Raw genomic sequence first — 20,886 nt, forward strand, 5'->3', positions numbered from 1 at the left:
GTATCGGCTTCCCCCAGGGTGCCGGCGACCGCTACCGTTACCTCATGACGCGGTTCGAGATCGACATGAGCGACGAGTCGGGCAGCACGGTGACCCAGGCCGCCGCCGCCAGCGGCGTCGACCCCAACACCTACGTGACCTCGCTCGTCAAGGAACAACTGCCCAGGCACCTGTTCCTCACCGGCGCGCAGGCGTGCATCGACGAGTTCGGCGAGGCCCTCGCGGAACGTTTCGGTCCGAGCCGCCCCCACCACCAGGCCGCCTGAGCAGAAAGACATTCGTGCAGCTCACGATCGACCGACGCTGGCTGTTGGAGATCATCGAACGCCAGCTCCAGGATAGGCCGGACATCACGGACTGGGGGGCGACGGCGGCGGCCGTGGCGCGTCACGGCGACTCGGTGATGGACCGGGTGATTTACCCCGAGCCCCACCACCGTGCGGCCGCCCTGTTTCAGTGCCTCCTGCGGGTTCCCGCGCTGGCCCACTCCAACGAGATCTTCGCCCTTTCCGTGGCCTACGGGTTCTTGACCATGTGCGGGTTGACCGTGACGGCGAAGGCCGACGACGTGGGCGACCTCATCGAACAGACCGTTGCCGGAGTGCTGGACGTGCGCCAGATCGCCGCCCGCTTCAAGAGCTGGACCAGCTGATCCACCTTCGGCGGCGGGATGAAACACTGCCTGCCCCAGGGGGCCGTGTTCCAAGCAGGTGCACCGGCAGCGGGGCGGGCCAGCGCGCGAAGGCACCTCCTGAGCAGCCCATCCGCCCTGTACGTTGACGATCAATGCTCGCGGGCGCCGCGTTCCGCGCGAAGCCGCCGGGAGCACTCCTTCTTCCGGCGCGGTTCCAGACCATGTGACAAGACCGTCGGCGCTGTGGCGCCCGGTCTCCACGCCGATCGCTCCTTAGCCAGGCCGCGACCGCCTCGCGCGCGACCACCGACCCTGCGCCAGTCGCCCCGTCACACCACGACGGTCCTGTACCGACAGGAGAACGGAATGATCGACACGACACGATCCAATGTGGAATAGTTATAGTCCAATTTGGAATATGTGCTGGTGGAGGCTTTGGTATGGCGCACTTCCCGAACCCCTTCGCCGCTATCCGAGCGTCTTGGCTGATCAGCCAGGCACGGCAGCGAAGCGACGATCTGAGCCAGACGGAGCTCGCGGAGGGGAGGGGGATCGGGCAGGCGGCCCTGAGCAAGTACGAGGGCGGCTCCAGGGAGCCATCCTTCGCCGACCTCCAGCGCCTCATCGCCGGCACCGACTTCCGCCTCGAGGTGCGGTTGCGTCCCGAACCGAGGCGTCCCAGCCGCACCCACTTCTTTCACCTGTCCGAACCGATGCCGTTCTCGGTCTCCGACATCCACCTGGCCCGCCGCTTGCCGGGCCAGCTCAATCCCTCAAGCGGCACTCTGCCTTCCTCCGACGCCGACGGTCCCCGGCTTGAGGAGGCGCTGCTCCATCTCTACGAGCTGCAGGCGCTCGCGGCGGACCTGCGCAGGCCGGAGGCCAGGCTCCAGCAGACGTACGAGCGCTTCGGCAACGAACGTGACCGCGATCTGATCCACCAGATGCTCGCCGTCGGCGCGGGTACCTCCCAGGCTGCGCGGATCCTGGCCCGAACGATCGACCAAAGAACCGAACGGCCCGTCGGCCGCCGAGCCGAGCGACGCCTGCCGAGAGACCCGCGGGCCACCCGCCTGGTGTGGGCGCACATCGTGTGCTGCCTGCGCGCCGAGGAAGGCATCTGCCGAGAACGCGTCGTCCGGCTGCACCGCGCCGTGGAAGCCGCCCGCCTTGAGCGCCGTGCCCAGATCAAGGTCGACGACGCCGAGCTCATCGCCCGCAACAGCAGCCGGCCGGGCGCCCTCGCCGACGTCGACCAGGCCAAAGCCGAGCTGGAAACGGTCAGCCGGGAACGCGCCGAGCACAGCCGCAACGGAGGCGGTGGGGACGTCGGGCTGGCCGGCGAACGCTATCTCGCCGCCGAACTGAGCGAGTTCGCCGACCGGGCCCGGGCTCTGTACGAAGAACTCGCCGCCGAACCCTCCTTCACGGCCTGGCGAGCCGACCACGCCGCCCTTGACCCGCTGTACGACGCCTGGCTCGACGGCGAACTGCGTCACGTCCCCGCCCCGCCCCGCCTGTACGCGAACTGGGAAACGCTCGCCAAGGAGCAAGCCGTGACCCTTGAGCCTGCTGGGAACGGCGGACGGGCGGTCACTGATCACTGCGGAACACCGTGGCAGATCAGCCTGGCCGTCACCGGCCCCACGGCCGCCGTTGTCGCCCGGCGCGCTCCGGACGGACCGCATACAGGTACCGCCTATCTCCTCGCCCATGGCGCCGACGCTGTACAAGCGGCCGAGACGATCGCCACCGGCCCGGCGTCACTGTCCGCCGTCACCGCCGCGCTGCACATTACGTGAGGCGAGAAGCGGAAGCTCACGTCGCCTGCGGGGCCGTGCCTCCGCCGCCCCGCCGTTCTCGGCTCCAGGCAGAGACGGACTCGGCGGGAGCCGCTGAACTAACCCCGACTGCCGAACTGAGCGGTTGTCAGTGGCCGAATCTATGCTGCACTCACAGCGAGGGTATGAGCCCGCGCGCCAGCGGGGAGTTGAGCAATTCGTGGGAGTCGGCCGTCCGCGCAAGGATCCCCGGGACCCAGCAGAGATCATGCGCGCAGCGGACCTGGAGCCGCTCGAACCGTATCCGGGGGCCAGCGTCCCGTGGCTGTGCCGCCACGGGGCCTGCGGGAGGGAAGTCACCCCGCGCCTGAGCAACGTCGCCCATGGACAGGGGGGTTGCGTGTACTGCTCGGACCGGGCACGGATCGAACCCGAGGCAGCGGCCGCGGTCATGCGTGCGTCAGGTCTGGAGCCGCTGGAGCCCTACCCGGGCAGCGACCGGAAGTGGCGGTGCCGGCATACGGCTTGCGGGCGCGAGGTCACCCCCACCTACGTTCGCATCAACTCCGGGACGGGGCCGTGCCGGTGGTGCGCGCCGAACGCGCCGGTCGACCCGGACACAGCGGCGGCCGATATGCGTGCGGCCGGGCTGGAGCCCCTCTCCCCGTACCCGGGTGTCGATTCCCCGTGGCCGGTCCGCTGCCTGGTCTGCGGCGCCACTGGCACGCCCACACTGGGCTCGATCCGCCAAGGGCAGGGCGGCTGCCGGCCATGCGGCCGGCGCAAGGCCAACGAGGCGATGCGTCACGACGCCGAGGCAGCTGCCGCCGTCATGCGGGCAGCAGGTCTGGAGCCCCTGGAGCCCTACCCCGGCACGGCCTTCCCGTGGAAGAGCCGATGCACCCGGTGCGGCGCCATCGTCTCGCCGCGACTGGGCTCCCTCACCGGCCGAAGCCGCCCGGGATGTAAGCCGTGCGCCGACCGGGCGAACGCAGCAGCACAGCGCCACGACGAGGACCTTGCTGTCGCCGAAATGCGCGAACACGGGCTCGAACCCCAGGAGGCGTACCGAGGCGTCAAGTACCCCTGGCGATGCCTGTGCCACGGCTGCGGGACGATCACGTCACCCACCTTCGGCTCGATCCTCGCCGGACAGAGCGGATGCCGCCGCTGCGCCGACCTCCGTGCCGCCGCTGCGCGCCGCGAAGACCCCGAGCGGGCTGCCGCCTCGATGCGTGAAGCCGGCCTTGAACCCCTGGAGCCGTACACGACGGTCATGACCCCCTGGAAGTGCCGCTGCATCGCTTGCGGCCGCACCTCCACCCCCACCCTCGCCAAGATCCGCAGCGGTCGCGGGTGCAAGTACTGTGCCAGCCACGGCTTCGACCGCGCGGCGCCCGCCCGCGTCTATGTCGTCACCCACGCCGAGCACCACGCCGTCAAGATCGGCGTCGCCGGTGCTCGCCAGCGCAACGACCGCATCGCCCAGCACGCCCGCTACGGATGGGCCCTGTTCTACGAGCACTACGTACCCACCGGCGACGACGCCCTGGTCGTCGAGCAGACGATCCTGCGCCGACTGCGCGCCGCCGGCAACGGCGTCTTCCTCACTGCTGCACAGCTGCCCAACGGCTGGACGGAGACCTTCGACGCCCAGCGCGTCACCGCCGCACAACTACGCGACGCTATCCGCACCCAGTACCCCGCAGCCCCTTCGCGCCCCGAACCACTGACCCTGTTCTGACGCTGAACCCCATCCACCTCATGCGCGATGCCGCAGCGAGGACCTGTGACCGCCGCCCGCCGTCGAGAGGCACGCTGCGGCGTCGGCGCCAGCCGGACGGGGCCGGTGACGCCGACGGTGGGCCGTCCGCAGGGCTATTTGCGCCAGCGGTGGGCGTGCGCGGAGGGAGGCAGGGCCATTCCCAATAGAGCGTCGATGGTGTCGCCGTCGAGGCCGCTGTCCAGGGTCAGGGACCGGCGGAACAGGTCGCCGACCACGGTGGGGGGCAGGCCCAGGCGTACGCGGGCCTTGAGGCAGACATCTCCGAGGATGCTGGCGGTCTCACGAGGACGGTGCTGGAGGTACCAGGTCAGGAGCTTCACCGAGCTTCTGGGCATGTCGGAGAGGAGGATCTTCTCCAGGCTTGTGCTGTCGCCGCCACGCTGTTCGACGTCCTCGGCGAGGCGGCCGAGGATGGACTCGACCAGCACGTCACGCAGAGGTCCGTGCGGGACGAGTCCCTGGTTGGAGCCGTACATGAGCGCCGCTGCCGCATCCCAGGCCAGGGCGTCGGCGGCGCTCTTCGCCAAGTCGCCCTTCATATAGGGCGCCTGCTTCTTGCCCGAACTGTGGCGCTGTTCGGTCAGGGTCTCGTGGAAGACGCGGCGCAGCCGGTTGTGATCCGTCACGAGGCCGGTCGGCTGGGTGGTCTCGTACACAGTGGTTGCCGACAGCAGGACTTCTGGGCCGTTGGTACGGCGGTAGTTCTCGGCCCAGTCCTGCGCGACCGGCTCGGCCCACCACATGGCGCCGGTTGCTTCGTACTGCGGCTCGGGCAGTTCGTGGCGCCCGCCGTACTTAGGGTCGGGCAGGTCGTCCACGCTGACCCCCGCGATTCGCGCCAGCTCCGACTTGTCGACAAGCTTTCCGGCGTCCAGTTCGGGTGCGTGGAGATCGACGACGCAGGCATCCAGCGGCAACCCGCCTGGCTGCGAGGCCCGCTGCTTCGCCCACAGCGCCAGATGATCTTTCCAGTTGGATATCGGGCCTTGCACCGTGAAGCTGGCGATCTTCATGATGGTGGCCCGCTCGGGATCGCCGGTGGAGTCCAGCAGGTCGGCCGCGGTCATGGTCGTGGCGTTGTCGACAGACCGCGGGGCATAGCTCTCGAAGGCTGCGTCCCACACTTGGCCCGGGCGGTGCCAGCCTTCGCCGTTCCACCAGTAGCCACCGTGCCGGTGCAGGAAGCCCGAACGCCCGTACAGCCACTCGTGGTGCAGATCGCTTTGGTCGCTGTCGCGGATGAGGAGGACCGTTCGGCCGAAGTCCGGATGGAGGTACACGGCCCAGGCGAAGGACGCGTTCTTGGGCTCGGTGGTGAAAGCGACCCATCCGCCGTTATCTGTGCGATCGGTGCGGCCCCAGAGATCAGCTCCCTGGTTGCGCCCGGTGCGTTCGATCGCGTCGGGGTTGTCCAGAGGCAGGCGGCCGTCGTTGATGAAGGGCAGACCAGGAATGGGGTGATCGGTGCTGGTCCCGTTGGCCACCGGGTGTAAGCGGTACAAGCCGGAATTCCCTTCTGTCGTTTGCTCGGAACACTCGCCTTCCCAGGGCAACGTAGCCATCTGACGGGACGGATATGCCTCCGAGAGTGAGGATCGGACAGGCGCGGCCATGGACGCGCAGCTCGTCAGCGTTGTCGGACGCCAGCCGCTGGCGGCCGACAACGGGTGTAGGCGGCGCGGGCGGCCTGGACACTGGCTGACCCGCGACGAGCGTGGAAACGAAGCGGCGGGAAATGAACATCTCGGACAGCCGCAGGGAACGGCGGCTGGGCCGACGTACATCTCACGCTCGGGATGAAGAGGACGGCCGGCGTCTGCGGATCACCCGAGCGAGTGACTACCGTGCTCTCTCAGGGCCGCCGCCATGCGCCCAGTCCAGCGGGGCAGAGGGGCGGCCGGCGAAGGTAACTGCCGCCGCGAGACACTGCCGACGGTGGCAACAGCCCATGAGAGGGTGATGGGAGCGGCACCATACAGCCCATGAACGAACCACGATCTCCAGCGACCGCTGACATCGAGCCCTTGATCGAATGGGATATCCCTCCCCTCGACGCAGTCCCGGCCGGGGACCGCCCCTTCGTCGTCGCCTACTACGCGGCCATCGCCGGAATCCTCGACTGCTTCGACGGCATCGACGAGCAACCCCTCGCTGACCAAGCCATTCCCGGCACCGAGGGAAGACTCAAACCAGCTGCGGCCGTTGACAGCTTCGTCCGCGCCCACCTCGACATACTGGACACCTGGTACCAAGCGATCGACTCGCTCGACGGCTGTGCCCGCGGCGACGCCGGCCTGCCTCACTGGGCAGAACAATTCCTCCGAGGAGAAGCCGAGGACCTCTTCCGCGCGACCAGCGCTCTCGACTGTGCCGTCATGACTCATCACCACGGCAGCGCCGGCCCCCGGTTGTCTGCGTCGTACGGGTTCGCATACCCCTTGTCCAATGGCGTCATCCACCCATCCAGCTCTCCTAACCGGTCCTGAAAAGCCCGGATCTCCCTGGGAGAGCGTTGCCGCATGGGCCGCCCCTAACGCGCAGAATTGCGAGACAGTACGACAAGTGGCCAGCCGGACGGGTCTTCCAGGGACTGTATCCGGTGCGTCCTGGAGCCACCGGCCGGTCAGGTCCGGAGGGTTCGCCATCCCGCCATTCCTCGCTCCGACGAGGGCTGATGGCGGCCTGACCAGGTTTCCGAGCCTCCGAGACCGTGCCGCTGTTCCGCACCGGGAACGCCGGATCCCGTCGCGGCGAGGCGGTCATTTGTGGAATTCTTGCTCCGTCTGCTCGCAGCCGCGTGAACACCGCGCGCTGATGGGCGAGATACTCCGATACTCAAATGTGGGGGCAGAGTGCCTGACATGGAGATCCGTTCCTACACGGCCGCTGACGGAGCACCAGGCGTCGTGGTGGGGATTACTCCGCAGGTAGGACGTGAACTCTGCACGGGGCAGCGGGTACTGCAGGTTCCGCTGTCGCCAGTGGGACTCGGCCCTTGGGCCATCACGATCGTCGACCAGGACTGGATCGATGCGCACCCCGGCACGGGGTTCGTCGGTATGGGGCCAGTGATCGAACTCCGCGCGGCGGACTTCGACGCCCTCGATGTAGCCGAGCCTGTCCGGCGGGAGATCGAGGCACACGACCCGCTCTGGCCAGCATTCGAGGTGAAGCTCTGGAAGGTCTCGAACCTCGACGACCTCAGCGCCGTCGCCTGAGCTGCAGCCGCACGTGCGTGTCCCCGACTCCGTCTCTGCGCTGGCGGGCACTGCTGCCAGGAGGGACGACAGCGCAAGGAACCAGACAGCTGCCTGTAAAAGATCGGGTCACGGGCTAGGCTGGCCTGAGTCGTCCCGGCGGCGTTCCCCCGTGTCGCCGGGACGGCTCTTGCGTGTCCGATCCACGTCGATCTGTACCCCCCACTGCACTCGAGTCGAGTTGCCGCCGCTCGACCATGAGCAACCATCAGCCAGCCTCTCACCACCAACCAACCAGGTACAGCTCGTTCGAGTCGTCAAGGCCTACGCCGCCAGTGCTCTCCCATGGCACGGATGATCTCCGGCCGTTCCCTGGCGTCCGATCCTCTGAGCGCGCGCAGGACTGTCACGGCCCTGATGACCGACACGCCGACGCCAGTAGCTGCGGCGACGACGCCAGCGGACCCCAGTGCTTCAAGGACTCCCACCACATACCCCCTGGATCACAGGCGGGCGGGTTCGTTCCCCGCCCTCTCACAGGGGCCCGGTTGATACTAGATTTGAGCCGGTTACCGGGAGCCTCCGTGCTTGTCCCCAGTGGTGTCAATGCCGAAACGCCTCAGGTATCCCGCTCCTGTGACCGCGGGGAGGAGCCGACCGGTCTCGGTGATCTCCACCACGTGCGGGCTGCTCAGCGCGAGGAGCCGAGGACGGTTGCCTGTGACGGCGTCGACCACGGTGACGTGGACCTTCGTGCGCGGACCGGTAACGCGGATGTAGGGGGCGCGGGTGTCCGGCCGGCAGGAGCGGTACAGCTGGCCGGTCCTCGGTATCGGCCGGATTGGCAGCCTGCCTTCGGTACGGCCCATTGTCGCGCTTCCGCCCGAAGGAGACGTCATCATCGGTGCGCCGACGAGGTGGTCGGCGCCTGGAGGGCTCTCTCACTCTCCCACCGGGCTGATCGGTGCGGCCAGCATCCGGGAGCCCGGTTGCCAGCTATTCTGCCGAGCAGGTCAGCCATGCGATCCAGCCGCCGTCGGGGGCCCGTCCGAGGTGAAGGTCCGGGCCGTGACCGGCGGTTCGAGCGCAGATCCGGCCGTAGCCGCCGTGTCGGACGGGGCACAGTTTCGCCAGTTCCTCGGGAGCGAGGACCGACCGATCGTCGGGAAGCTGCTGGCCTTCCGGCGTGGCGCGCGCCTCGTCACCGCGTCGTCGTTCCACCTCGTCAAGGCGAGCAAAGATCAGGCGGGCCCAGCGAAGTTCTGCGTCGTCCTCGTCGATGCTCGGCGTGTAGATGCACTGGCGCTCGCCGTGCTCCTCGATCTCCTCGACCAGTTCCATGCCGATCGACTCCAGAAGGCGTCGCGACGCCACGTTCGCCTGCTGGGTGACAGCGACCACCGGCCCGCCGTCTGGCGCGACGGTCGTCCACAACCGAGTCACCGCGCTGACTGCCTCCCGGCCCAGACCCTGCCCCCATACGTCGGGCAGCAGTTGGTAAGAGATCTCGGCACGGCCGGTGCACCGGTGGTCGGCGCTGAGTGTCACGAGGCCGACGGCCTCGTCGTCGGCGACGCGGACAACGGTCCAGGCGCCGGGCGTCTGCGGGTAGGCGCACTGACGTGCGGCCACCCGTTCCGATGAAGGCGGGCCGCCGAGATAGGCCCGGACCCTCTTGTCGGTGAGCAGGGTGCGAATCAGGTGGGCGTCGTCGGGTACAACGGGCCGCAGGAGCAGCCGGTCTGTTCGCAGTTGGGAGGGCCAGACACGGGCGAGGGTGATGTCGACGGGGGCCATGAAGGTATCGGTCACCTCGACGGCGTCCCCGCCCGATCCAGGGCAGGGCGGGCCCTGCGCTCCTGCTGCAGGGCGAGGCGAAGGTGCGCGCAGAAGACGACGGGCATCAGGCCGCCGAGCCGGGCGGCTGCCCGGAGGTGTTCGACAGCAGCCGTCAGGTGTGCTGTCGCGGCATCGTGTGCGTCAAGGCCGCCCAGGAGGCGGCCGACAGCTGCGGCCAGAACTTCGGCGAGCTCGGCGACGCCCGGGTCGTCGGGGGTGTCGACCCCCCACTTCGGCACGGCGTCTGCCATCTCCTCGATGGCACGGGCGCGGGTGGTCGAGAGGCGTGCGGCCAGTGCGTTCACGTAGACATGGTGTCGCGAAGTCGGTGTCGACTGGGCAGAATTGACCGAAGCTGCCTGGGAGAGAGCCGCGATCACTTGGGCGTGTGCGGTGCGCAGGGGGTTCCGGTGGCACCGGTGGTCGCACCTCAGTTCGCCTGTGCGAGTTGTGTGCGAGGCGGTTCGGTGGGGCTGTCAGTGCCGGCTGGCAGGGTGGCCCCATGTGCGGTTGAGACGCACAGGACCATCAAGGAGACGCCGCAGTGGACCACTTCAGGGTCTGGAAGACCTACGTCCGTGCCATGGAAACGGCTCTGAGCCGGGCCGGCTACTCGGACTCGGCAGAGTTCTCAGTACACCGCACCGATGCGTGCGGTGCGGCGGGGGCGCGCTGGTCGTGGAGTAGTCATGCTCCGGACCTGACCAGCGGGGAGTGGCCCGCCGGGCTGGACCTTGAGTGGGACTCGGCGACGGGCTGGGGCTTCAAGGGGCGAAATGAGGACCGGCTCGTGCCCCTCCCGGTGCCTCCGCTTGCGGCCCCGGACTCGGTCATCGCCCTGCTGCCGGCGCTGATGGACGGCCGCCGAGGCCAACTGCCCGCCTCGGAGGACCGCTGGGAACACGCCGCGGCGGTGATGGACCTGGTGAAGACCTCCTCCCTCTATGACGACGACAAATACGACGCCGACTACCAGCGGCTCGAAGAGGAAGCGGCGCACTTCCTTACCTGGCAAGGCCAGGTCGACGGCGTCCTCTCCGGCGACGTGGTGAGCAACACCGCTGCTCGTACGGACGACGGGGCACGAGCAGCATCATGGGAAGGGGTCTTCGGCGGCAGCCGACCGTGCGAGCCGGGCGCCGACGAACTTGCCCGCCGCCGGCACGTCAACCTCATCCTCGACGCGGCGATCAAGGAGCATGACGGCCAAGCCCGGTACCCGGACCCCGAGATGTTCGGCGTCCTGACCGACTACTTCACCCGTACCGTGGTCTTCCCGGGCCAACTGCGCCCGGACGACGGCCAGTTCCACACCAGTGACCCGTCACGTGCCCTCGCGCACCTGCTCGTCCAGTACCTGGAACGCCAGAGCCTGGACCTGGCGAGCCTGCTGAAGCCCGAATCGTCCGCTGCCCCGGTCGGCAACGCGGTGGGCGAGTGCGTAGCCCAAGCGCTGCGCGCGAGCCGATGGTTCGACTTCGCTGAAAGCGACACCGGAGGCGACCGTGTGAAGTTCCGCACCGTGTTCGGCACAGAAGGCGTCCTCCGCCTCGCCGACGCATTCGGTAACCTCGACGGCTCCGCGACGTAACAACCAGGCGAGGCGGACGACGGTCACGGCGGCGGCGTTCAGGCCCACGCGCCGGACGCCGAAGTCGCGGCCAGCATCGCAGTGATCCCGAGCCCCGGCTTCCGGCCCGCTCCGCCCTGCCGCAGGCCCGTCACCTCCACACCACAGAGGAGACTCCGTGTCCGACACCGCAGCCCGTCCCACCCCACGTACTACCGCGATCTCCCTGATCCGGATGGCCGCTCAGGCAGAGGCTGCTCACCGAGCCCAGGGCAGCGACGGCCCTCCGCCGCCAGATTTTGAAATGTACGGCGTGCTCACGGCCGCGCTGGAGTCCTGGCGCGCAGTCGGCACCCTTCGCGAGGACTCACTGATCCTGATCGAGTGGCTGGCAACCGAGTGGTGCGGCTACCGCCTCCAACAAGTCAGGCAGGATCGGGGTCGGTTCGAGCGCTGGCTGCGGGACTTCGGCGATCAGGTCTGCCAGCAGCAGCGCCACGCCCACCCCGCCGGACCCACCGCAATGGAGATCGTGACCGTCGTGGCCGCGCCCCGGGCCGGCGTCTCGGCAGCCGACCACGCGGCGCGCCTCGCCGTTCCCTACCTCGGCTACCTCCGCCCGGAGCACGAACTGGAGGACGCCCGGGAGATGGCGCTGTCCTTCGTCCTATGGGCGGGCGCCTCCTTGTCCGAGCTCATGGACCACGACGCAACGAGGATCAGCAACTACACCAACGCGCGTTCCAGCTGAGGGGCGTGGGGCCGCCGACCGTGCGGAGCGGCAGAGCCCGGCCGGTTGCCCGCACGCGCAGCCCGGGGCGCCGCCGTGTCCCCGCGAAACCCGGCGGCGCCCCGCTGAGGCACCAGTGGATACTGCCGGGGTGACGATGGACCTGAAGGCAGCGTTGGCCGCCCTGGACGCACACGACCCGGGCCTGCTGCTCGGACAGCGCGAGGTGCAGTGGATCGACGCGAAAGCCGCCCCGTACCAGTTCGCCGATCCTCGCGCGGGCGAGGAACTCGCCAAGGACGTTGCGGCGTTCGCCAACGGCGGCGGAGGTGTCATCGTGATCGGCGTCGCCACCCGCCTGGAGGACGACCAAGAAGTCCTCGACCACATCGTCGGCGTCCACCCGGACGCGGTGAACGTGGACCAGATCCGCCAGCTGATCCGTCAGCGGATCACCCCGGCGCCCCGCGGGGTCCGCATCGGCTGGTCCGGCGGCAACGGCCAACGGGTGGTGTTCATCCACGTCCCTGAGCAGGCCGTCGGCGTGCTCTGCGTCGTGGCGGCGCCCACCGGGAAGCCGGGATCGGAGCAGCCGCACACGGTCGCCGTGCCGATACGCGACGGCGACGGGACGCACTGGCTGCCGCGTGCCGAGGTCCAGGTGCTGCTGTCCGCTCAGGCGCTCGCGAAGCTCGTCCGCGAGGCGGTGGCCGACGCCGGGGCAGAGCGCGGTCTGCGTCTTGGCCAGGGGCTCCCGGACCGGGAGCGGGACGTACGCGATGCCCACCGGCAACTGGCCGACGCCGGGCTGGGGCAGCCGGCCGGGGAAGCCTGGGCGCACGGTCCCGCAGTCCTCCAGGACCTGGACCACGACCGCGACGGCGAACCGGGGTGGACGCTGTGCCTGGTAGCCGATCACCCGCCAGGCGCGGTTGCCGCCCCCATCTGGCAGGCGATCATGGGAGCCGGCCGGCACGCTCCGGGCCACGACCCGCTCGCGGCCGTGGGCTATCCCGTTCCGCCCGACGGCCAGGACACACCGTGGGTGATCGGGCCCGACACACGCAGTGTGGACCTCGACGGCGGGACGTGGGGCGCGGGCCGCCTGACCTGTTCAGGCCGCGGCGTGTGGCGCTGGGAACCGATCCCCAGCTTCAGCCTCGACCAGGGCCGATCAGCCGAGAACTGGACTGGCGGCCAGACACCGGCGCTGCGCCTGCGCGCCTTGGTGACCCTGCCCTGGGCCAACCCGCACACGCTGCAGATCACCAAGCCTCGGCGTACCCAACTCGAAGAGCAGCTCCCCTTCACCGCGGTCGTCGGCGCGGTGACCATGCTGTCCAGACGCCGGGGCGCGGACCTGCCGGCGGCCCGCTGGGAACGAGGGGCGTCCGGTAACTCCGCCCGCTCCGTCGGCTATGCGTGCACCATCACCGCACCGGACGGCAGACCGGCCTTGAGAGGCTCCGTCATGCTCGCCCTGCCCACCGCGATGAACTCAACGGTGGTCGCCTGCGCGGACATCGTGATCGAGGATCCGGAAGCGTGGGCGCAAGCCCTCGGACCACACGAGGCCGCCCGTCTCGGCTTCGACGAGGTTCAGCACGTGCTGCTGAGCGCGTGGGAGACGGCCGCGGAGGTCCTGCCCGACGTCGTTGGCGGCGATCCGTCCGGCCAGCGGTGGGCGGGCCCGCCCACGACGGAACTGCGGATCACCTGCGAACAGCCCGGCCCCAACGGCGCCTTGCCCATCCTCGACACGTACATCGATCTCAAGCCGCTCGGTCCGAGAGACGGCGGCGGACGGCCGCTCATGGCCGTCACGATCACCGCCTCGCCCGCGATGGAACGGACGAGGCGCAAGGAACTGCTGCGCCGGGCGCTCGTGCACATGGCCACGCAGTTCGGCTACGTGGATGCCGAGGTGGAACTGTAGGAAGGTCCTGGACGGTTACCGGAGGACCACAGGTAACCGGGCGGCCCCGGCACCCCGCTTCGTGCCGTGGGTGGCTCCAGGGTGACTCAAAAGGATCTCTACCAGCCTGTTGAAGGCCACCGCTACGCTGCGGGCCATGAGCGATTCCACCTTCTTCTTCCTGGCCAGCTTTCCGATGGTCGGGCGTGCGCTCTTCAGCACGCCCGAGGCGGCCCAGGAATGGTGCGATCGACAGGCCGAGGCCAAGTTCCCGGGCGCGGTGACGTGGGCCGAGCCCGAGGACGGGGACGTGGAAGGAAGCGGAGCAGGGCACACTGGTCAGCGCTGGCTCCGCCAGGTGAAGAAGGCTGACAGCTCGGCGATCGTCCCTCCCCTCGAACTCGGTTCCGTGGTGTCGCTCCCTCTCGACGCGGAACTCGACATCTGACCGGAGACGGCCTGCCCGGCGCCACCGTGAGGATGAAACTGCGCAGGCGGGCGCGCGTCTGGAGGTACCGGAGGCGGCGTCCCGCGGGCAGCCCGGACCGGGTTCAGAGGCCAGCGTGCTGCAGCAGCCTCCGCGTGATGCTCGTGATGATCACCATCCGGAAGCGCGCCTCGTCCGCGCTGGACCGGCCGGGATGGGGGCCTTGCGGGTGCGAGATGTCCCAGGCTCCCTGCAAAAGACGGCCCCACTTCTCCGGCACGACCTTCTTCTCATCGACCATCCAATGGGCGGCCGCGCCGCCGGCGGTCCGGCCCGTGTAGCCGTAGTTCGCCGCGACGCGCAAGATCACGTCCTCGAGCAGCGGCCGGAGTGCGCCGTTACTGGCCTCGTAGTTGTGATGGTTCAGGTTGTCGACCGCCTGTGTGTAGTGGGTCAGGGCGACATCGAATCCGGCGGCACGGAGCTGGGCCTCCAGCGCGGTGATCTCTTCGGACATCTCGGTGCCCGGGGCGTCGATCGGGCGGATGTGATAGACGACGGGCCCGTTGTCGATCTCGATGTGCGAGTTCGGGCCGGTCGCCCTTCGGATGGTGGGGTCTTCCCACTGGAGGTCGTAGCCGTCCGCGAGAAGCGAGTCTTTGAGCTGGAACAGCAGGCTCCCCGGCGTGTGCTTGTCGGGATGCCGGAACAGGCTCGTCTGCTCCAGGGTGAATGCGAGCAGCCCGCGGTGGGCGTCCTTGTCCCCGTTCTGGGCGGCACGGCGGGCATTCATCAAGGTCACCTGGACCAGCTTCTGCTTGGAGGAGCTCTCGGCTTCGGTGATGAACCGGTCGAGGTCCGCGGCGAGCAGGCTGGTGGTGATCTCGGTCTTCATCCGCTCGATGGCGATCTTGGTGAGGACGGCCAGAGTGGGGCTGGAAAGGGTCTGCGTCACATCAACACATCTTCGGGGACCGACGGTGCTGCGGCCTCCGGTTTTCGGAGAGCCGGCACTGGACGACCACGTCGTTTCCGGCCTGCCCGTGCGCGGGCTCGCGGCCGCCACCGCACGACTCGGCATCGGGCTCGTCGCATGCCTGCGACGTGGGCAGGTTCGGTGTCGCCGATCCGGGCCGGCACAGTCCAGGTCTGGTTGGTCCGGCACTTTCGCCGACGCTCGGCCTCGTGGCGGGCGGGAACGGCACTCGACCCTTCGTGAGGCGCGCCGAGCCCGCCTCGGCCTGGTGAGGCTTTCGGGACGGCGCGGGTGCCAGCCACCCGGCCCGTTGCCAGGGTGCATCCCGCCTGGCGGAACCATGCGATGCCGGCGGAGTGTGCCCCATACACTCGGCCTCCGCCTGCGGCCCTCGGGACAAGGCAGGTGCCGTCGTCACGAAGGGACCAGTACGGTGAGCGCAACGGAGCGGGGCGACGCCCCGATCTACGACCGGCTCATACGCGAACGCGGTGATGTAGTCGCCGATGCCCGCAGGACGGCAGAGGCTGTCTTGCGCGAGATGAGCCCGGTTCTGGACTTCCGTCTGCCGCACGCGATGGCCACGCAAGGCGTCAGGCCCCGTTGATCACCGTGTGATCCCGATTCCTGGTGATCGCCTGGACTGCCCGCGGGGTCGGTGGCCGGCTACCGATCGTCGGCCCGTCTGCTATCCCTCCTCTCGGGGGAGGACGACGTCGATGGTGAGGGCGAACCGCGGTCTGGTGGTGCCGCCCGTGCCTTCGGCGGCCTGGAGAGTCCGCTCACCCGTGCTGCCCAGCCACAGGCCCACGACCAGGTCGGGCAGGTACTGCTCCATGCGTATCGCGGCGTGCCGCACGGCCGTGTGACTGACGGTGAACTGCCTGGAGGAGGGGCGCGCGGTCGCGTTCTCAATTGCGGCGAGGAACTTCGCGGGGACCACCAGGACGTCACCGGTGGCGCGAATCAGCCAGTACACCGCGCTGGCGCTGTGCTCCAACAGGGTATGCAGCTGGAGGCGCTTGATGGTCCATGAGTCCTCACGCCCGGTTCTGGGGGCCTTCTTGACCTGGATGAGGTCTCCTGAACGCAGGTGGAGGCGACCGGGTACGCGTACGTCGACGACGACGCCGATGTCGGCACCGTTGGTCTTCTCTTCCCTCTTCGTCACGGTGCGGTGGCCGACCCGCAGGTGCGGGCCGGCCACCCCGGCCAGCCGGGTGTCGGCGGGCAGCGAGGTGAACGCTCTGACGAGCTCGGACAGCAGTGTCGCGGTCAGGTGCTCCTCTTCCGCGGCTCCGAGGTCGTCCATGGACATCGAGAAGTCGGCGACCGCACGGCGTGTGGCACCTCGTACGAGGTCTTCCAGACCGTGGTCGGCCAGCCAGGTTGACGACGGCGCGGACAACGGACGGGGGAAGTCGGCACGGCGGGCGTCGAGGGACGCGGAGACGATGCTCAGCAGCCGTTCCTCGAGCGGAGCGGTGGTCTCGGCCGAGGCCTGTATCCCGGCTGCGCGTAACTGCACGGTGAGGACGGGGCTGCGGCAGCAGCGGCTGACGGCCCGGCGGACGGTGGGGTGCTGGTCGGCGAGCGCGACGGTGAGCGCCACATCCAGGCCCTTCAGACCGTCGCCCAGGAGCAGAAGCCACTCCAGCGAACGCGCCCACAGTCCCGGCCGGGCCAGCCCCTCCACACGGCGGCGCAGCCCGGCTCTTGCGACAGGATCACGCTCCTCGGCCAGGAGCGCCACGTCACGCCACAGCCGCGCCAACTTCTGATCCACATAAGGATCGAGGCGCTCCCGGACCATCGACGCCCACCTCTCGTGACCGGCCCGCACGCCCTCGCGCTGCAGGTACGCCCGGGCGAGCCCCGCGGCCACTGCCGAAGGAACCGGCAATACCTTGGCGATCTCGGGTGTCGCGCACGCGGCCCAGCGCACCACAAGCGGCGGACCGCTGGAGAAAGACCACCCGACGAGCGAACGGCCGGCTCCGTCGGCGAGCAGGAGATTCTCCACCCATGTTCGGTTCTCCCCGGCGAACGAGGCGAACGCCTCCGGCGTGCGCCGCGTGAGCTCCTCCACATCGCCTGGCTTCGTGGTCAGGGCCTGCCGGCAACAGTCGAAGCACGTCGAAACGAAGACGCCATGGGCGCGACAGGGATTCACCCTGTGACTCTATGGCCTCGTGTTCAGGCCACGCCGGGGGAACGAGGCGATGGCGACTGCCCCGGAGCAACGGCGGAGGAACACGCCGCGAACTCGCCGACGCTGGCCAGGGGGTCGGCCGTCGGACTCAGCCGAGCGCCAGCTGCAACTCGCTGTCTACCGGGCCCTGCCGGTCATACTCTGCACGGGCTTCCTCAAGCAGCCGGCGCCATGAGGTGACGGTCGGCCGGCGCCGCAGCAGCGCACGTCTTTCCCTGTCCGTCATGCCGCCCCACACACCGTGATCGATACGGTTGTCGAGGGCGGAGGCGAGGCACTCGGTGCGTACGGGACAGCCGTTGCAGACGGCCTTCGCCCGATTCTGGGCTGCGCCTTCGGCGAACAGCTCATCTGGGTCACCGGTGCGGCATATCGCCCGCGCGCTCCACTCTTGATCATTCGCGATCACTACGGCGCTGTCCTCTCCCCGATCACACCTGTCGCCTCCACCCTACGGAGGGCCCGTCAGGCGACGCTACGGCAGTTGCGTGAGGCATGGGACAGCGTCACCCGGCAGCAATCCCTTCGGGTGACGCTCCACTTGACGGCAGCCGCCGGCACATGGTGGAGCGCTCGCGGACCTCCACGGCGTCCCGCCGATGGCGCCCCCGGAGCGGTCGTGGACTCGGAGCCGGGGCACGGAACGCTGGACCTGAGCGCGGGCCGGCTCTGCCCGCGCCTGGCCGCGGTCGGCGAGGGCGTCCCTACACCGTCGGGCGTTGCAAAAACATGGTTAGTGATGTACGATAGTTCTATCGGGTTGAGGCCGCTCGGCCGCCCTCCAATACCCCTCCCGGTCTCCCGTCGCGGCGAGACGGCCTCCCTGAGAGAGGAACCCAAGGCATTGAGCGCGCAACAGTACACAGACCACCTGGGTCGCCCCTTCACGCCGACGGCCAAGCAGCGGGCCATGCCCGTCGGCAGTGAAGTCTGGGTGCAGGACGGAGAGGTCTACAAGGACGGCTGCGTCTGGGACGGGCGGGACGCGGCCTGGATCGGCGAGGTCACTGAGCACTGCGCTCCTGGCCTGACCGTCGTGAAGGTGACGGACCGGCGGCGCCACGCCCCGGAGCCGGGCAAGAGCGGATGGCTCAAGCACGGCCGGAGCTACCAGAAGGAGACCCGCACCCTGACGATGCGCACCGATCAGGAGAAGAAGTCCGACCCGGTGACCGACGACGGCCACGAGGGCGCGCTGTGACACTCCGACCGGGTCCCGTCCTTCGTCCCGGCCACGGCATGAACGGTGCGCGCACCCCCTACAACCAGCAAAAGAGGCTGCGGTGCACGACCTGAAAACCCTGATGCACGATCTCATGATCAAGCGGCTCAAAGGTGAATCACCGACGTATGAGACCTACCGCGTCGAGTTCAAAATCCACGATCACATGAAAGATGACAGGGTCTATTCAACAGTGGTGCACGTTACGCAGGGATTCACGACTGTGGGCGACATCCCGGAAATGGTCGCTCTCTATACAGGTCAAATGGTCAGAGCCATCGAGATCGTCGGCAAGGAAAAGATGGACGGATGACGGACTGCAGATCCGTCATGAGTGATTACCTACTCCTGGCGACGCCCGGGACGGACCATTGTGCAGCCACGTTCTGCGTAGAGTTCGGCCGGGACATTATCCCTCTATCGCCTTGCCCGACTGGTCCGGTTCAGGTGCGGCGCCATGCAGAGTCAGCGCTGGCGCATGGTTTAACAGCCTGATCTCGGCTGAGTAGGGCTCTGGTCGAGCGAGACAGAAGTCGTGGCAGCACTTCGTATTTTCGATCCCGAAGTTTGCATCACCCTGCCGCTGTGCGCCAAGTCAGGTCCGTGCAAGTCGAGTAAGGAAAACATGATGGCCATCTATCGCCCGGGAGAGGTCAATTGCGGGCATTGCAATGAGCCGACGGACGTGCCGGTCGAGGACTGGTCCGGAGCCACGCGCGACGAGGGCGATGGCTACGTCGCCTCCGTCGATCCGTGCGTAAGGTGCCAGGTCCACAGCTACGGCACGCTGGACCGTTGCCCTGACGACTGCCCGGACTGCGCAGCAAACGACACCGCGGACACCTGAAGCCAGTGCCCCAGTTCCAGGATCCCGCGTACGGCCGGAGAGGTGAACCGGCGCGCTGTTCCGGTGTGTACATCACTCGGCAGACCATTCAGAAGGGATCTGGCCCCACCGGCGAAAAGAATCCGGACGGGTGCACAGCCGCATACGCGAAATATTTCAAGGATTGATCATGTCTGAGTTCCGCATGCGCGTCACCGGTCGGCCCTGGTCACGGATTTCGCTGGCCGACACTTCGGGTGACAGGGAAAGTCAGTTCCTGGCTCTTTTTGCAAGAGAATTGGCGACTGTGCCCGAGCTGAGTCGGCTACCCCGCGATGTAAGCCTCTACAGCGTTTACCCGGTGCCTGGGGGGATTGCGGTTTATCACCCTGATATCGATGATGAGCCCGTGTTCCGCGTCGAAGTAATCGCTGGTGAATCCACGGGCAAGCGGGCTTCGGCCCGCAAATAAATTCGGGCCCAGAAGCCAGGAACGACACACGGGATGCAGCCTCTACCGGTTACATGGCCGCAACTCGTCATCGCCGACCCGAAACGTCCCACAGTATTTTCAGAGACGGAGATTTCCATGTCGTCCTACGACTACGATCAGCTGGCAGCCTACGTCCTTCGCGCGAGGCAACTCATCGCTAAGCATGGATATACCGTGCAGCCTGTCGTCACAGACGGGCGCAGCGCGCCGTACTCCTACACCGTGGGACTCCACACGACGCACGGGTACGAGCTGGTCATGGTCGGCATCGACAACCCGGTGATGAACGGCGTACTCCACGCGCTGGTGGAGCGGTTCACCGGCTCGGCGGGGCCCGATCCGGATGAACGCCTGGACGGGCTGCTCGCCAACGGCTACCAGCTGCGCATGGCGCCGGTACCGTCCCTGGAGCCGTTCTCGCTTCTGCGTGCGGTCTACGGCCCCGATGCCTGCCCGCCGTTCTGGCAGGCGATCTGGCCCGATCCCGCCGGTCACTTCCCCGACGAAGCCGGATACTCCCTGCCGCGAAAGCAGCAGATGCTGCCGTAGGGCGCGGTCCGCGAGCTTCCAGCACGCCTCATTTCTCGCACCACGCGGAGCCAGGTTCCCCCCTGGCATCCCGGCTCTCTGAGATGCCCCTCCCGCTCGGTCGCCCCGCAGCAACTCCGCCTGCCGCGCGTGCCCTTGTCCGTCCGCCGAACCTCAACTGGTGGCCGCTGTGCCTTGCCATCTCTCCTTCCCACGCCCGCCGTTGTCCGCCCGCTGCCGACACCGTTCGAAAGGACCATCCGGTGATAGATCAGCCCGACCCGCCAGGGGCCATTGAGGAGTTGCGCGACTTCCTGTCCTTCGCCGTGCCGCTGCGCGCCGCGGACCTGGCATACAAGATCAAGAACTGGGGCTACTCCCGCGACCAGGCTGTCAACTGGCTCACGGGCGAAGCGGAGCGTGCGGGTCTCGTACTGGGAGCACGTGGTGATGTTCTCCAGTTCAGCGACGGCCGGCCTCGCGTCGGCCGAGCTCGAGACCGTGTTGCGGTGACCGCAGGTGAACTGGCCAACGGTGTCGCAGCCGCAGCCTTGATCGCGCAGCTCGATGGAAGACCGGGTGTCACTGTCATCGGTGATGTCTACGGGATTGCCGATCCGCCGAACGGTGCTACGAAGGTTCCGGGCCAACGGGCGCTCTCTGAAAGGCCACAGAGCGTCCCACACGAAGCAGGTACCGCGTGAGTTCCGGTGCGCAGAGCATCGCCAGGGGCGCCGGGGCCGACGTTCG

At 68.3% G+C, this 20,886-nt stretch carries 22 protein-coding genes; 16 read left to right on the plus strand and 6 right to left on the minus strand.

The window, feature by feature from the left end; translation table 11 throughout:
• Window positions 1-44 precede the first annotated feature (44 nt).
• From ABZ896_RS12455 to ABZ896_RS12470, 4 genes are all read left to right on the plus strand, one after another.
• Window positions 45-266, plus strand: a complete 222-nt coding sequence (locus ABZ896_RS12455) for a hypothetical protein (protein WP_360926192.1) — start codon at window positions 45-47, stop codon at window positions 264-266.
• Between the two features lie 14 nt (window positions 267-280).
• Window positions 281-652, plus strand: coding sequence for a fic family toxin-antitoxin system, toxin component (locus ABZ896_RS12460; RefSeq protein WP_360926194.1), 372 nt, complete (start codon window positions 281-283; stop codon window positions 650-652).
• 422 nt (window positions 653-1,074) lie between these two features.
• Entirely contained in the window at window positions 1,075-2,436 is a 1,362-nt protein-coding gene (locus ABZ896_RS12465; protein WP_360926197.1) for a helix-turn-helix transcriptional regulator, read from the plus strand.
• A gap of 778 nt (window positions 2,437-3,214) precedes the next feature.
• Complete coding sequence (locus ABZ896_RS12470) at window positions 3,215-4,159, plus strand: GIY-YIG nuclease family protein (protein ID WP_360926199.1); 945 nt, start codon at window positions 3,215-3,217, stop codon at window positions 4,157-4,159.
• Between the two features lie 134 nt (window positions 4,160-4,293).
• Here ABZ896_RS12470 and ABZ896_RS12475 read toward each other — a convergent pair whose 3' ends face one another.
• Window positions 4,294-5,763: a hypothetical protein gene (locus ABZ896_RS12475; RefSeq protein WP_360926202.1), complete on the minus strand. Its 1,470-nt coding sequence runs from the start codon at window positions 5,761-5,763 to the stop codon at window positions 4,294-4,296.
• 420 nt (window positions 5,764-6,183) lie between these two features.
• Here ABZ896_RS12475 and ABZ896_RS12480 point away from each other — a divergent pair, with 420 nt between their 5' ends.
• Both ABZ896_RS12480 and ABZ896_RS12485 read left to right on the plus strand, forming a co-directional pair.
• Window positions 6,184-6,687, plus strand: coding sequence for a hypothetical protein (locus tag ABZ896_RS12480; protein ID WP_360926205.1), 504 nt, complete (start codon window positions 6,184-6,186; stop codon window positions 6,685-6,687).
• 375 nt (window positions 6,688-7,062) lie between these two features.
• The gene (locus tag ABZ896_RS12485; RefSeq protein ID WP_360926207.1) at window positions 7,063-7,419 is read left to right on the plus strand and encodes a hypothetical protein; all 357 of its coding nucleotides are present in this window, start codon (window positions 7,063-7,065) and stop codon (window positions 7,417-7,419) included.
• 975 nt (window positions 7,420-8,394) lie between these two features.
• On the opposite strand, the gene ABZ896_RS12490 is transcribed toward ABZ896_RS12485, so the two are convergent.
• Both ABZ896_RS12490 and ABZ896_RS12495 read right to left on the minus strand, forming a co-directional pair.
• Window positions 8,395-9,195 carry a GNAT family N-acetyltransferase gene (locus tag ABZ896_RS12490; protein WP_360926210.1) on the minus strand — a complete coding sequence of 267 codons (801 nt, stop codon included), beginning with the start codon at window positions 9,193-9,195 and terminating at the stop codon, window positions 8,395-8,397.
• 11 nt (window positions 9,196-9,206) lie between these two features.
• Entirely contained in the window at window positions 9,207-9,542 is a 336-nt protein-coding gene (locus ABZ896_RS12495; RefSeq protein ID WP_360926212.1) for a hypothetical protein, read from the minus strand.
• A gap of 239 nt (window positions 9,543-9,781) precedes the next feature.
• Between ABZ896_RS12495 and ABZ896_RS12500 the strand changes: the two genes are divergently transcribed.
• The 4 genes from ABZ896_RS12500 to ABZ896_RS12515 all read left to right on the plus strand — a co-directional run bounded on the left by ABZ896_RS12500 (window position 9,782) and on the right by ABZ896_RS12515 (window position 13,900).
• Window positions 9,782-10,828, plus strand: a complete 1,047-nt coding sequence (locus ABZ896_RS12500; protein ID WP_360926215.1) for a hypothetical protein — start codon at window positions 9,782-9,784, stop codon at window positions 10,826-10,828.
• A gap of 283 nt (window positions 10,829-11,111) precedes the next feature.
• Window positions 11,112-11,558 carry a hypothetical protein gene (locus ABZ896_RS12505; RefSeq protein WP_360926218.1) on the plus strand — a complete coding sequence of 149 codons (447 nt, stop codon included), beginning with the start codon at window positions 11,112-11,114 and terminating at the stop codon, window positions 11,556-11,558.
• Between the two features lie 136 nt (window positions 11,559-11,694).
• The gene (locus ABZ896_RS12510) at window positions 11,695-13,473 is read left to right on the plus strand and encodes an RNA-binding domain-containing protein (protein WP_360926309.1); all 1,779 of its coding nucleotides are present in this window, start codon (window positions 11,695-11,697) and stop codon (window positions 13,471-13,473) included.
• 136 nt (window positions 13,474-13,609) lie between these two features.
• Window positions 13,610-13,900, plus strand: coding sequence for a hypothetical protein (locus ABZ896_RS12515; RefSeq protein WP_360926221.1), 291 nt, complete (start codon window positions 13,610-13,612; stop codon window positions 13,898-13,900).
• A 103-nt stretch (window positions 13,901-14,003) separates the two neighbouring features.
• Here the strand turns inward: ABZ896_RS12515 and ABZ896_RS12520 are convergent, their stop codons facing one another.
• From ABZ896_RS12520 to ABZ896_RS12530, 3 genes are all read right to left on the minus strand, one after another.
• Complete coding sequence (locus tag ABZ896_RS12520) at window positions 14,004-14,834, minus strand: hypothetical protein (RefSeq protein ID WP_360926224.1); 831 nt, start codon at window positions 14,832-14,834, stop codon at window positions 14,004-14,006.
• A 709-nt stretch (window positions 14,835-15,543) separates the two neighbouring features.
• On the minus strand, window positions 15,544-16,878 hold the full coding sequence (locus ABZ896_RS12525) for a hypothetical protein (protein ID WP_360926226.1): 1,335 nt from the start codon (window positions 16,876-16,878) through the stop codon (window positions 15,544-15,546).
• A gap of 277 nt (window positions 16,879-17,155) precedes the next feature.
• Entirely contained in the window at window positions 17,156-17,473 is a 318-nt protein-coding gene (locus ABZ896_RS12530; RefSeq protein WP_360926312.1) for a WhiB family transcriptional regulator, read from the minus strand.
• Between the two features lie 438 nt (window positions 17,474-17,911).
• On the opposite strand from ABZ896_RS12530, the gene ABZ896_RS12535 reads away from it, so the two are divergent.
• The 6 genes from ABZ896_RS12535 to ABZ896_RS12560 all read left to right on the plus strand — a co-directional run bounded on the left by ABZ896_RS12535 (window position 17,912) and on the right by ABZ896_RS12560 (window position 20,840).
• The gene (locus ABZ896_RS12535; protein WP_360926228.1) at window positions 17,912-18,268 is read left to right on the plus strand and encodes a hypothetical protein; all 357 of its coding nucleotides are present in this window, start codon (window positions 17,912-17,914) and stop codon (window positions 18,266-18,268) included.
• Window positions 18,269-18,350: 82 nt separating this feature from the next.
• The gene (locus tag ABZ896_RS12540) at window positions 18,351-18,602 is read left to right on the plus strand and encodes a hypothetical protein (RefSeq protein WP_360926230.1); all 252 of its coding nucleotides are present in this window, start codon (window positions 18,351-18,353) and stop codon (window positions 18,600-18,602) included.
• Between the two features lie 222 nt (window positions 18,603-18,824).
• Window positions 18,825-19,136 (plus strand): hypothetical protein, encoded by a 312-nt coding sequence (locus ABZ896_RS12545; RefSeq protein WP_360926232.1) that lies wholly within the window; start codon window positions 18,825-18,827, stop codon window positions 19,134-19,136.
• A 169-nt stretch (window positions 19,137-19,305) separates the two neighbouring features.
• Window positions 19,306-19,587, plus strand: coding sequence for a hypothetical protein (locus ABZ896_RS12550; RefSeq protein ID WP_360926234.1), 282 nt, complete (start codon window positions 19,306-19,308; stop codon window positions 19,585-19,587).
• A 117-nt stretch (window positions 19,588-19,704) separates the two neighbouring features.
• Window positions 19,705-20,157, plus strand: a complete 453-nt coding sequence (locus tag ABZ896_RS12555) for a DUF4262 domain-containing protein (RefSeq protein WP_360926236.1) — start codon at window positions 19,705-19,707, stop codon at window positions 20,155-20,157.
• A 242-nt stretch (window positions 20,158-20,399) separates the two neighbouring features.
• Complete coding sequence (locus tag ABZ896_RS12560; RefSeq protein WP_360926238.1) at window positions 20,400-20,840, plus strand: hypothetical protein; 441 nt, start codon at window positions 20,400-20,402, stop codon at window positions 20,838-20,840.
• Window positions 20,841-20,886: the final 46 nt, after the last annotated feature.

The sequence above is a fragment of the Streptomyces sp. NPDC047072 genome (genome assembly GCF_040643855.1).
Classification (GTDB): Bacteria; Actinomycetota; Actinomycetes; order Streptomycetales; family Streptomycetaceae; genus Streptomyces.